We start from the raw sequence: 12,392 nt of genomic DNA on the forward strand, positions 1-12,392 counted from the left end.
AACCATGTAGCACCAGCACGGATTCCTTCATGGTTGGATGAAGCACAGCTAACGAGAGGAGCCGGGGCCATGCTCGACCTCGGACGTCTGCGCGCCCTGCACGCCGTCTCCGTCCACGGCAGTGTCGGCGCCGCCGCCACCGCCCTCGGCTACACCCCCTCGGCCGTCTCGCAGCAGATCGCCAAGCTGGAGCGGGAGACCCGTACCACCCTGCTCGAACGCAGCGGGCGGGGCGTCCGGCTCACCGACGACGCCCGCCAGCTCGCCGACACGGCCCAGCAGTTGATGTCGCTGGTGGAGGCGGCCGAGGTGCGCCTGGAGGAGCGCCGGGGGCTGCCCGCCGGGCGGCTCACCATCGGCTGCTTCGCGAGCGCGGCGCGCGGTCTGATGCCCCGCGCGCTCGCCGATCTGGCCCGCCGTCACCCGGAGCTGGACGCCCGCCTGTCGGAGGTGGACCCGCACCTGTCCGTGGACCTGGTCGCCCGGGGCGTGATCGACCTGGCCGTCGCGCACGACTGGGACATCGCCCCGCTCCCCGTACCGCCCGGTGTGGAGCAGGAGGTGATCGGCGACGACCGCTGCGACGTCCTCGTGCCGCGCGGGCACCCGCTGGCCGCGCGGGACGCGGTGCGGCGCGAGGAGCTGGCCGGGGAGCGCTGGATCACCCAGCCGCCGGGGACGGTGTGCCACGACTGGCTGATGCGGACCCTGCGGGCGACCGGCCGCGAGCCGCTGATCGCCCATCAGGCGGAGGAGAACCACACCCAGGTCGCCTTGGTGGCCGCCGGGCTCGGGGTCGCGCTCGTCCCGCGCCTGGGCCGCGGCCCGCTGCCGCCGGAGGTGGCCCCGGTGCGGCTGGACCCGGTGCCGACCCGGCGGCTGCGGGCGCTGTGGCGGACGGGGGCGGCGCGCCGGCCCGCGATCACCGAGACCGTCCGCACCCTCCAGGAGCTGTGGCCCCAGGTGGTCTCCGCCGCCTGAGCGGCCCCGTCCGCCCCACGCGTTTCTTGCGCGGGTCCTTGACCTGGCAGTTACTTTCCGGCTATCCGTGGCTCCTTGGAAGTTTCCTTCACTCTTCCTCCCACCCAGCACGGCCGGAAGGAGCAACAGTTGCACCACCGCGCCCCCACCCCGTCCCGTCGCACCCTGCTCACGGTGACGGCGGCGGCCGCCGTCGCCGCCGTCACCGGCGTGACCGCCCCCTCGGCCCACGCCGCCCCCGCCCCCGCCGAGGAGCGGGACCGAGGCGACCGCCGCCTCCGGGAGCTGATCGCCCGGATGTCCCTCGCGGAGAAGGTCGGCCAGCTCTTCGTCATGCGGGTGTACGGGCACTCCGCCACCGACCCCGACCAGGCCGACATCGACGCCAACCTCAAGGAGATCGGCGTCCGCACCGGCGCCGAGCTCGTCGAGCGCTACCACGTCGGCGGCATCATCTACTTCGCCTGGGCGCACAACACCCGCGACCCGCACCAGATCGCCGGGCTCTCCAACGGCCTCCAGCGGGCCGCCCTCGCCCAGGACACCCCGATCCCGCTGCTCGTCTCCACCGACCAGGAGCACGGGATCGTCGCCCGGGTCGGCAGGCCCGCCACCCTGCTGCCCGGCGCCATGGCGCTCGGCGCCGGCGGCTCCGCGGAGGACGCCCGCGCCGCCGGCCGGATCGCGGGCGCCGAACTGGCCGCGCTCGGCATCCGGCAGGACTACGCGCCGGTCGCCGACGTCAACGTCAACCCGGCCAACCCGGTCATCGGCGTCCGCTCCTTCGGCGCCGACCCCGAGGCCGTCGCCACGCTGGTCGCCGCCCAGGTCAAGGGCTACCAGCGGGCCGGCATCGCGGCCACCGCCAAGCACTTCCCCGGCCACGGCGACACGGCCGTCGACAGCCACAACGGGCTGCCCGTCATCACCCACACCGCCGAGGAGTGGGCGGCCGTGGACGCGCCGCCGTTCCGGGCGGCGATCCGGGCCGGCATCGAGTCGATCATGACGGCGCACATCGTCGTCCCCGCGCTCGACCCCAGCGGCGACCCGGCCACCCTCTCCCGGCCGATCCTCACCGGCATCCTGCGCGAGCGCCTCGGCTTCGACGGCGTGGTGGTCACCGACTCGCTCGGCATGGAGGGGGTGCGCACCAAGTACGGCGACGACCGGGTCCCGGTCCTCGCCCTCAAGGCGGGCGCCGACCAGCTCCTCAACCCGCCGGACCTGTCCGTGGCGTGGCACGCGGTCCTCAAGGCCGTCGAGGGCGGCGAGCTGACCGAGGCGCGGCTCGACGAATCGATCCTCCGCATCCTGCGGCTGAAGCGGCGCCTCGGCCTCTTCGAGGAGCCGTACGTCAGCTCCGCGGGGGTGGACCGCACAGTCGGCACCCGGGCCCATCTGGCCCGCGCCGACCGGATCGCCGAGCGCACCACGACGCTGCTGGTCAACGAGGAGGGCTTCCTCCCGCTGAACCGCCGCACCCACCCCCGGGTGCTGGTCGTCGGCGCCGACCCGGCCTCGCCGTCCGGGACCACCGGGCCGCCCACCGGCGTCCTCGCCGCCGCGTTCACCGAACTCGGCCACACCGCGCGGGCGCTGTCCACCGGGATCACCCCGACCCCGGCCCTGATCGAGCAGGCGGTGGCCGCCTCGGCCGGACAGGACGTCATCGTCGTCGGCACGTACAACCTGAGCGCGACGAGCAGCCAGCTCACCCTGCTGGCACGGCTCGTCGCGACCGGGGTGCCGGTGGTGACGGTCGCGCTGCGCAACCCGTACGACGTGGCCCGCACCGCCGGGCAGCGCGCCACGCTCGCCGCGTACTCCTGGACCGACGTCGAACTGCGCGCCGCCGTCCGGGTGATCGCGGGCCGGGCGAGGCCGCGCGGCCGGCTGCCGGTGGCGGTGCGCAGCGCGGCGGACCCGGAGCGGGTGCTGTACCCGGTCGGCTACGGCCTCTCGTACCACTGAGAGCCACCGAGAGCCGCCGGCAGTCGCTGACAGCCGCTGACAGCCGCTGACAGCCGCTGAGCAACGGCGTGAGCCGGCACCCCCCGTTCGGGCGGGGTGCCGGCTCACGGCGCGTACGGGCCTACGGGCCTACGGGCCTATGGGCTTACGGGCGCAGGCCGTGCTCGCGGGTCGCGTCCTCGTCGACGGCCCGGTCGATGCGGGCGTCGAAGCGGGCCAGCGGCTTGGCCGCGGCGACCGCCGGGGCGTCGACCCCGGCCCAGGCGAGGATGCGGGCGGTGGCCTTGGCCTTCTCGGCCTCGACCAGACCGGCCACGTTGGCGCCGTGGTTGGCGCCCGGCGCGTAGTACACGTAGCTGTCGCGGGCGCCCTTGCCGAGGTGGAAGGGCTCCGAGCCCCACGGGTCGTTGCCGCCGTAGACGAACAGCATCTGGTTCGCGTTCTTGCGGACCCACTGGTCCACGTCCCGCATGACCCACGGCTTGAACTTCATCGGGATCTCGCGCGGCACGAAGTTGCGCGCGGGCTGGTAGCCGTAGCGGGTCAGACCGCGCAGGTGCGGCTGCTTGATGGAGGGCGAGCCGAGCTCGGTCGCCGCCTGGTAGTAGTACGGCGTGTACCCCTCCAGGCCCTGGTCGGTGTAGGCGGACCAGCCGGAGTAGGCGTCGATCGTGTCGTAGACGACGTCGTCGGTCGCGGTCTTCGCGTCCGGGATCTGGTCGCAGACGTCCTGGCCGTAGTACTGCCAGAAGCCCCACACGAAGTCGAGGACGACGGCCTCGTACGCCTTGTCGACCGAGCCGATGGTGTTGAAGGTGACGCCCTCGGTCTTCGCCCAGTCCGCGTACTTCTTCTCCAGCGGGGCGCGGCGCACCAGCGCCTCGCGCTGCATGGCGTTCAGGCGGTCGCGGCAGTCCTTCGTGCCGACGTTCTCGAAGAACCGGTCGTAGGCCGAGTCCTCCTTCTCCACCACGTCGTTGGGGGCCACGTAGGCGACGACGCCGTCCATGTCGCGCGGGTAGAAGCGCTCGTAGTAGGTGGCCGTCATGCCGCCCTTGGAGGCGCCGGTGGAGAGCCACTTCTTGCCGTAGAGCGGCTTCAGCGCGGTGAAGATGCGGTGCTGGTCGCTGGCGGCCTGCCAGATGTCCAGCTTCGACCAGTCGGCGGGCTGCGGCCGGGACGGCGTGAAGAAGCGGTACTCCATGGAGATCTGGTTGCCGTCGACGATCCGGGTCGGCTCGGCCCGGCTGGGGGTGGTGCTCAGCCCGTAGCCGCTGGTGCGGAAGACGGTGGGGCGGTCCGTGTCCTTGTGCAGGACCGAGATCCGCTGCTGGAAGGTGCCGGCCCAGGGGCGGCGGTGGTCGACCGGCTGCTCGTAGTTCAGGACGAAGTAGCGGTAGCCGGCGTACGGCTTCTCTTCGATCAGGCTCATCCCGGGGATCGCCAGCAGGCGGTCCTTGATGTCCGTGCTCTGCGCGTCGGCGACGGCGGTGCTGCCGGTCTCCGTGTCCGCGGCGGTGGCCACGCCCGTGGATCCGACGGTGCCTATGAGCACCGAAAGCGACACCAGCCATCTGAGCGACTTACGCATTCACCCTCCCCTTGGTTCACAACGGTGTCGTGAACCTAGCCGGGCCGACGTGCGGACCGCCAGACCCGGTTGGGCATTACATACGCTTCAGCACAGGATCCAGCCGGTCGCGACGGACCGCCCGCCGACCGAGGCGGACGCGCGGACGCAGCGGTTGAGGGCGTGCACCGTGACGGGGCCCGCCTGGCGGGCGAAACGGCCCGAGCTGACGGCTGCCCGGCCGCCGCGCGGCTGGAGCGAGACCGACATGGCCCGGGGGCCGCCCGGCCGGGCGACGACGAGCGCGCAGACGTACTGCCGGGTGCGGTAGAGGCGCAGCTCCCCGGTGGCGAAGGCGACGACCCGGCTGGGGCGCCCGTGGCAGACGGACGCCGCCTCGGCCGGACCCGCGGCGGGGCCGACGGCCACCAGGGTCCCGGCGGCGAGCAGCAGGGCGAGGACGTAGCCGGACAGGCGCCGGCCCGGGCCGGTCCGCCGCGCGTCGCGCATCCGCGCTCCTCCCCTCGGGTGGTCCCCTGGTCCGCCTCTTGCGTTCGTCGTACACGCTTACGACGCGGCCGGGGGCTGTTCGGTTGCCTCGCCCCGCCTTGCCGCTGCCCGGGGCCGGTCCGGCCCTAGGCGAAGGTCGTGGCGACCAGCAGCAGGAAGACCAGTTCGGCGGCCAGCTGCACACGGAAGGCCAGCAGGCGGACCCGCTCGCGGGAGGCGGCGAGCGCGACGACCAGGGCGACGAGGGCGAGCAGCAGGCTCGCGGCGTACAGCCAGCCCGGGTTGGAGCCGCACCCCTCGCCGTAGCCGACACAGCGGCCGGCGTTCTCGGCGGTGAGCGCGAGGATCCCGGCGAGGATGGTGGCGGGCACCAGCAGACCGGCCGAGACCAGGGCCCAGACGTGGATCCGGCGGCGGGTGGCGGGAGCGGCGGGGACGGGGTTGCTCATGCCCCGATCACACCGCGCGCCGGACCCGGGCACATGAGCCCGGGTACTCAGATCCCCTGGTGTCCGGCCCCCGCACCGCCGGCCCCCGCACGGGGCGGCACGCGGGAGGGGACCTACCGCACCCGCTCCGGCTCCGCCTCGCCCGCGTCCCCGGCCCCCTCGGCCCCCTCGCCGATGAAGGTGCGCCACAGCGCGGCGTACACCCCGTCGCGGGCCAGCAGCTCCTCGTGGGTGCCGTCCTCGGCGACCCGGCCGTGGTCCATCACGACCACCCGGTCGGCGCGCGCCGCCGTGGTGAGGCGGTGCGCGACCACCAGGGTGGTGCGGCGCCCGGCGAGCCGGTCGGTGGCCGCGTTGACCTGCGCCTCGGTGGCCAGGTCCAGGGCGGCGGTGGCCTCGTCGAGCAGCAGCACGTCCGGGTCCACCAGCTCCGCGCGGGCCAGGGCGATCAGCTGGCGCTGGCCCGCCGAAAGGTTCCGGCCACGCTCGGCGACCTCGTGGAGATAGCCGCCGTCCAGCGTGGCGATCATGTCGTGGGCGCCGACCGCGCGGGCCGCCGCCTCCACCTGAGCGTCGGTGGCGTCCGGACGGCCGTACGCGATGGCGTCGCGGACCGTCCCGGCGAACAGGTACGCCTCCTGCGGCACGACCCCCAGCCGGTGCCGGTACGCGGTGAGGTCCAGGTCGCGCAGGTCGGTGCCGTCGGCCGTGACCCGGCCGCCCGTCGGGTCGTAGAAGCGGGCGACCAGCTTCACCAGCGTCGACTTGCCGGCGCCCGTCTCGCCGACGAACGCGACCGTCTGGCCCGCCGGAATGCGCAGGTCGATGCCGGTCAGCGCGGTCTCCTCGCCGTCGCCGGTCTCGCCCCCGTACGCGAAGGACACGTCCTCGAAGGCGATCTCCCCGCGCAGCGACAGCACGTCCAGCGGGGCGTCCGCGGCGGCGGTCGAGGTCGGTTCCTGGAGCAGCTCCTGCATCCGCTTGAGCGAGACCGCGGCCTGCTGGTAGCCGTCGAAGACCTGGGAGAGCTGCTGCACCGGGGCGAAGAACAGGTCGATGTAGAGCAGATAGGCGACCAGGGCGCCGGTGGTGAGCGAGCCCGCCTCGATCCGGTTCGCCCCGACGATCAGGACGGCCGCCGCGGCCACCGAGGACAGCAGCGTCACGAACGGGAAGTAGACGGATATCAGCCACTGGCCGCGCACCCGGGCCTCGCGGTACTCCTCGCTGCGGGCCGTGAAGCGCTCCGCGCCCGCCCGCTCACGCCGGAAGGCCTGCACGATCCGCAGTCCCGACACCGACTCCTGGAGATCGGCGTTGACGCCGCTGATCCGCTCGCGGGCCAGCTCGTACGCCTTCACGCTGGCGCGCCGGAAGTAGTACGTGGCGACGGCCAGCACCGGCAGCGTCGCGAAGACGACCAGCGCCAGCTCGACGTCGAGGACGAGCAGGGCGCCCATGATGCCGAAGAAGGTGACGACCGAGACGAAGGCGGTGACCAGGCCCGTCTGGAGGAACGTCGACAGCGCGTCGACGTCCGTCGTCATCCGGGTCATGATCCGGCCGGTCAGCTCGCGCTCGTAGTAGTCCAGGCCGAGCCGCTGGAGCTGCGCGAAGATCTTCAGCCGCAGCGCGTACAGGATCCGCTCGCCGGTGCGCCCGGTCATCCGGGTCTCGGCGGTCTGCGCCACCCACTGGACCAGCACCGTCAGCAGCGCCAGCGCGGAGGCCGCCCAGACGGCGCCGATCGCGAGCTGGTTCACGCCCTGGTCGATGCCGTGCCGGATGAGCACCGGCAGCAGCAGTCCGGCGCCCGCGTCCAGGGCGACCAGACCGAGGCTGATCAGCAGCGGCGCGCCGAAGCCGCGCAGCAGCCGGCGCAGCCCGTACGACTCCTCGGGGGCGACGGCGCGGGCCTCGTCGATGTCGGGGGTGTCCACGGCGGGCGGCAGCGCCGCCACGGCGGCCAGCAGCTCGGGCGTGGCGCCGGGGGCCACCGTGTCCCGGTCGTCGGTCTCCCCGCGCACCCACAGGGCGGGCGTGATGCCCCGCTCGGCGTCGAACTCGGCGTCCAGCTCCGCCCGCAGCGTGCGGTCCTCCGGCACCTCGGCGGGCGGCGCGTGGCCGGGCGAGACGGCGCCCAGCTCGTCGGGGTCGGTGAGCAGCCGCCGGTAGAGCTCGGAGCGCTCCTCCAGCTCCTCGTGGGTGCCGATGTCGGCGAGCCGGCCCCCGTCGAGGACGGCGATCCGGTCGGCGAGGCCGAGGGTGGAGCGGCGGTGCGCGATCAGCAGGGTGGTGCGGCCCGCCATGACGGACTTGAGGGCCTCGTGGATCTCGTGCTCGACCCTGGCGTCGACGGCCGAGGTGGCGTCGTCGAGGAGCAGCAGCCGGGGGTCGGTGAGGATCGCGCGGGCCAGCGCGAGCCGCTGGCGCTGGCCGCCGGAGAGGGTGAGGCCGTGTTCGCCGACCTTGGTGTCGTAGCCCTCGGGCAGCTCGGCGATGAAACGGTCCGCCTGGGCGGCCCGCGCGGCCGTCTCGATCTGCTCCCGGGTGGCGTCGGGCGCCCCGTACGCGATGTTGGCGCGGACGGTGTCGGAGAACAGGAAGCTGTCCTCGGGGACCAGGCCGACGGCGGCGCGCAGCGAGTCGAGGGTGAGCTCGCGGACGTCGAGGCCGCCGACCAGGACGGCGCCGTGCGTCACGTCGTAGAAGCGGGGCAGCAGCAGCGAGACGGTGGACTTGCCGGAGCCGGAGGCGCCGACGACGGCGACGGTCTCGCCGGGCCGGATCTCCAGCGAGAAGCCGTCCAGGACCGGGCGGCCGTCCTGGTACGCGAAGGAGACGTCGTCGAACTCGACGCCGGCGGGCACGTCGGCCGGGAGCTCCTTCGTGCCGTCCGTCAGGCTCGGCTCGGTGTCGATCAGCTCCAGGACCCGCTCCACGCCGGCCCGCGCCTGCTGGCCGACGGTCAGCACCATGGCGAGCATCCGGACCGGGCCGACCAGCGACGCCAGGTAGGAGGAGAAGGCGACGAAGGTGCCCAGGGTGATCTGGCCCCGGTAGGCGAGCCAGCCGCCGAGGGCGAGGACCGCGACCTGGCCGAGCGCGGGCACCGCCTGGAGGGCGGGGGTGTACTTCGCGTTGAGCCGGACGGTGCGCAGCCGCCCGGCGAACAGCTTCCGGCCGGCCTCCCGGATCTTGCCGGTCTCCTGTTCCTCCTGGCCGAAGCCCTTGACCACGCGGACCCCGCCGACGGCCCCGTCGACGACGCCGGCGACGCTCGCGGCCTGCGCCTGCGCGTACCAGGTGGCGGGGTGGAGGCGGGTGCGGCTGCGGCGGGCGATCCACCACAGGGCGGGGGCGACGGCGACGGCGACGAGGGTCAGCGGCGGCGAGAGCACCGCCATCACGGCGAGCGATATGAGGAACAGCAGCACGTTCCCGATGGTCATCGGGAGCATGAAGAGCAGGCCCTGGATGAGCTGGAGGTCGCTGGTGGCCCGGCCGATGACCTGCCCGGTGGACAGCTCGTCCTGGCGGCGCCCGTCGAGCCGGGTGATCGTCCGGAACATCTCGGTGCGCAGGTCGTGCTGCACGTCGAGGGCGAGCCGGCCGCCGTAGTAGCGGCGCACGTAGGTCAGCGCGTACACGACGACGGCGGCGGCGACGAGCAGTCCGGTCCACAGGCCGATCGAGCCGCTCTTCGCGCCGATCACGTCGTCGATGATCACCTTGGTGATCAGCGGGACGAGCGCGAGCACCGCCATGCCCGCCAGGGAGGACCCCAGCGCGAGCACCACGTTCGCCTTGTACCGCCACGCGTAGCCGGTCAGCCGGCGCGCCCAGCCCCGCTCCCCCGCCTGTTCCTGCCCCACCGCCGCCACGTGGCGCCTCCCGTCCGTGCTGCTCTACCGGAAGGGCCAACGCGGGCGACGTGCCATTTCATCCCGCCGCAACAAAGTGGCGGGGCGGCCGCGCCGCCGGCTCACACGAAGGCGAAGCCGACCGCGTGGACGCCGAGGAAGGCCGCGGCCGCGCCCGGAGGGTCCCGGGCGGGCCCCCGGCGAGGAGGACCCGCCGGAGGGCCGGACGGTTGCCCGGGGGCCGGTTCCTACAGGTGCGTGGGCTCGAACATGCGCAGGAGGGCCGGGAGGACCACGACCGAGGGGCCGGGGGTCTTCAGGGCCGCCGCGAGGTCGTCCGTGAGGGTCTCCGGGGAGGACAGGGTGCCCGGTACGCCGAAGGAGGCGGCGAGGGCGACGAAGTCCGGGCGGGCCAGCTCGGTGGCGGTGGCCTCGCCGAAGGCGTCCGTCATGTACTCGCGCAGGATGCCGTAGCCGCCGTCGTCGACGATCAGCCAGGTGACGTCGAAGCCGTACTGCTTCGCCGTCGCCAGCTCCGCGATCGAGTACATCGCGCCGCCGTCGCCGGAGACCGCGAGGACCGGCCGGGTCGGGTCGGCCGCCGCCGCGCCGAGGGCCGCCGGGAAGCCGTAGCCGAGGCCGCCGGCGCCCTGCGCGGAGTGCATGGTGTTGGGGTGGCGGGCGTCGAAGGCGGACCAGGCCCAGTAGGCCAGGATCGTCATGTCCCAGAAGCTGGGCGCGGTGTCCGGCAGCGCCGCCCGGACCGCGTCCACGATCCGCCGCTCCAGGCCCAGGTCCTGCGCGTCCAGCCGCTCCCGCACCTTGCCGAGGACCTCGGCGACCCGCGCGGGCGCCGTCGGGTCGGGGCGCTCCGGGACCGTCTCCAGGAGGGCCTGGAGGGCGAGCCGGGCGTCGGCGTGGATGCCGAGGGCGGGGTGGTTGGACTCCAGCTTCCCGGGGTCGGCCTCGATCTGGATCACCCGGCCGCGCGGGGCGAAGGTGTGGTAGTTCGAGGACAGCTCGCCGAGCCCGGAGCCGACCACGAGCAGGACGTCCGCGTCCTCCAGGAAGTCGGTGGTGTGCCGGTCCTCCAGCCAGGACTGGAGGGACAGCGGGTGCTCCCAGGGGAAGGCGCCCTTGCCGCCGAAGGTGGTGACCACGGGGGCGTTCAGGCGCTCCGCGAGCGCGAGCAGCTTGCCGGAGGCGTCGGCGCGGACGACTCCGCCGCCCGCGATGACCGCGGGCCGCTCGGCCCGGGCGAGCAGGTCGGCCGCGACGGCCGTCAGCTCGGGGCGCGGGACGACCTCCTCGGGCGTGGCGTCCATGGCGGTGACGACCGGCAGGGCCGTCTCGGCGAGGAGCACGTCCTGCGGGATCTCCACCCACACGGGCCCGTGCGGGGCGGTGAGCGCGGACTCCCAGGCGGCGGCGATCGCGGACGGGATCTGGGACTGGGTGCGGACCGTGTGGACCGACTTCACGACGTCCCGGAAGGAGGCCTGCTGGTCGCGCAGCTCGTGCAGATAGCCGTGCCGGCCGCCGCCGAGCCCGGCCACCGGGACCTGGCTGCCGATGGCGAGGACGGGCGCGGAGGCGGCGGCCGCCTCCTGGAGCGCGGCGAGCGACATCAGGGCGCCGGGGCCGGTGGAGAGCAGCAGCGGGGCCGCCTCGCCGGTGACCCGGCCGTACGCGTCGGCGGCGAAGCCCGCGTTGTTCTCGACGCGCAGGCCGACGTAGCGCAGGGCGGAGCGGCGCAGGGCGTCGAACATGCCGAGGGCGTGCTGGCCGGGGAGGCCGAAGACGGTGGTGGCGCCGAGCCCGGCGAGGGTCTCGACGACGAGGTCGCCGCCGTTGCGCCCGGCGGGCGGGTTGAGGGCGGCGGCCGTCTGGGCGGCGGTGGGGCGCAGCACGAGGTCGTGGTCGTGGGTCATGAGGTCCCTTGGCGTGGCTCGGTGGTCGGGTGCGGCCCGGTGGAGGGGGCGGGGGGTGAGGGTTCCGCCTCGTGGAACGGTCACCCCCGCCCCCCCTCGGCGCGCTACTGGGCCGCGCGGCCCGCGGCGATCTGGCGGGACATGATCGTCGTCAGCTCGTACGCGGTGTGGGAGGCGGCGACGGCGGTGATCTCGGCGTGGTCGTACGCGGGGGCGACCTCGACGACGTCGGCGGAGACCAGGTTGCAGGAGGACAGGCCGCGCAGGATCTCCAGGAGCTCGCGGGAGGTCATGCCGCCGGCCTCGGGGGTGCCGGTGCCGGGGGCGTGGGCCGGGTCGAGGCAGTCGATGTCGATGGAGATGTAGAGCGGGCGGTCGCCGATGCGCTGGCGGAGCTGGTCGGCGACCTCGTCGGCGCCGCGCCGGTAGATGTCCGCGGAGGTGACGATGCCGAAGCCCATCTTCTCGTCGTCGGTGAGGTCCTGCTTGCCGTACAGCGGGCCGCGGGTGCCGACGTGGGAGAGCGCGGAGGTGTCGAGGATGCCCTCCTCGACGGCCCGGCGGAACGGCGTGCCGTGGGTGTACTCGGCGCCGAAGTAGGTGTCCCAGGTGTCGAGGTGGGCGTCGAAGTGGAGCAGGGCGACGGGGCCGTGCTTCTTCGCGACCGAGCGCAGCAGCGGCAGCGCGACGGTGTGGTCGCCGCCGAGGGTCATCATGCGGGCGCCGGTGGCGAGCAGGTCGTCGGCGGCGGCCTCGATGGTCTCGACGGCCTCGTTGATGTTGAACGGGTTGGCCGCGATGTCACCGGCGTCGGCGACCTGGGCGAGGGCGAACGGGGAGGCGTCCTGCGCCGGGTTGTAGGGGCGCAGCAGCCGGGAGGCCTCGCGGATGGCGTTGCCGCCGAAGCGGGCGCCGGGGCGGTAGGAGACGCCGCTGTCGAAGGGGATGCCGACCACGGCGACGTCGGTGGTGCCGACCTCGTCGAGCCGCGGCAGCCGGGCGAACGTCGCGGGACCGGCGTACCGCGGGACGCGGGACGAGTCGGTGGGGCCGCGGAAGGCGTTCTGGTCGCTGCTGCTCATGGTCGGGTCCTCCTGGGGTGTATCGGTGGTTC

Annotated in this window: 8 protein-coding genes; 2 read left to right on the plus strand and 6 right to left on the minus strand. The window is 74.1% G+C overall.

Annotated elements, in window-relative coordinates; translation table 11 throughout:
- Window positions 1-69: 69 nt before the first annotated feature.
- Both ACZ6J5_RS06320 and ACZ6J5_RS06325 read left to right on the plus strand, forming a co-directional pair.
- Entirely contained in the window at window positions 70-981 is a 912-nt protein-coding gene (locus ACZ6J5_RS06320; protein WP_469388193.1) for a LysR substrate-binding domain-containing protein, read from the plus strand.
- Between the two features lie 129 nt (window positions 982-1,110).
- Window positions 1,111-2,955, plus strand: coding sequence for a glycoside hydrolase family 3 protein (locus ACZ6J5_RS06325; RefSeq protein ID WP_469388195.1), 1,845 nt, complete (start codon window positions 1,111-1,113; stop codon window positions 2,953-2,955).
- A 145-nt stretch (window positions 2,956-3,100) separates the two neighbouring features.
- Here the strand turns inward: ACZ6J5_RS06325 and ACZ6J5_RS06330 are convergent, their stop codons facing one another.
- From ACZ6J5_RS06330 to speB, 6 genes are all read right to left on the minus strand, one after another.
- A complete protein-coding gene (locus ACZ6J5_RS06330; protein WP_469388197.1) occupies window positions 3,101-4,546 on the minus strand; it encodes an aminopeptidase in 1,446 nt (481 codons plus the stop codon).
- A gap of 87 nt (window positions 4,547-4,633) precedes the next feature.
- Window positions 4,634-5,035 (minus strand): hypothetical protein, encoded by a 402-nt coding sequence (locus ACZ6J5_RS06335; RefSeq protein ID WP_469388199.1) that lies wholly within the window; start codon window positions 5,033-5,035, stop codon window positions 4,634-4,636.
- Between the two features lie 125 nt (window positions 5,036-5,160).
- Window positions 5,161-5,484, minus strand: a complete 324-nt coding sequence (locus ACZ6J5_RS06340) for a hypothetical protein (protein ID WP_469388201.1) — start codon at window positions 5,482-5,484, stop codon at window positions 5,161-5,163.
- 113 nt (window positions 5,485-5,597) lie between these two features.
- Window positions 5,598-9,368: an ABC transporter ATP-binding protein gene (locus ACZ6J5_RS06345; protein ID WP_469388204.1), complete on the minus strand. Its 3,771-nt coding sequence runs from the start codon at window positions 9,366-9,368 to the stop codon at window positions 5,598-5,600.
- A 227-nt stretch (window positions 9,369-9,595) separates the two neighbouring features.
- A complete protein-coding gene (locus tag ACZ6J5_RS06350) occupies window positions 9,596-11,278 on the minus strand; it encodes a thiamine pyrophosphate-binding protein (protein WP_469388206.1) in 1,683 nt (560 codons plus the stop codon).
- A 104-nt stretch (window positions 11,279-11,382) separates the two neighbouring features.
- Complete coding sequence (speB, locus tag ACZ6J5_RS06355; protein WP_469388208.1) at window positions 11,383-12,360, minus strand: agmatinase; 978 nt, start codon at window positions 12,358-12,360, stop codon at window positions 11,383-11,385.
- Window positions 12,361-12,392 lie beyond the last annotated feature (32 nt).

Source organism: Streptomyces sp. NPDC042100 (assembly GCF_055582325.1).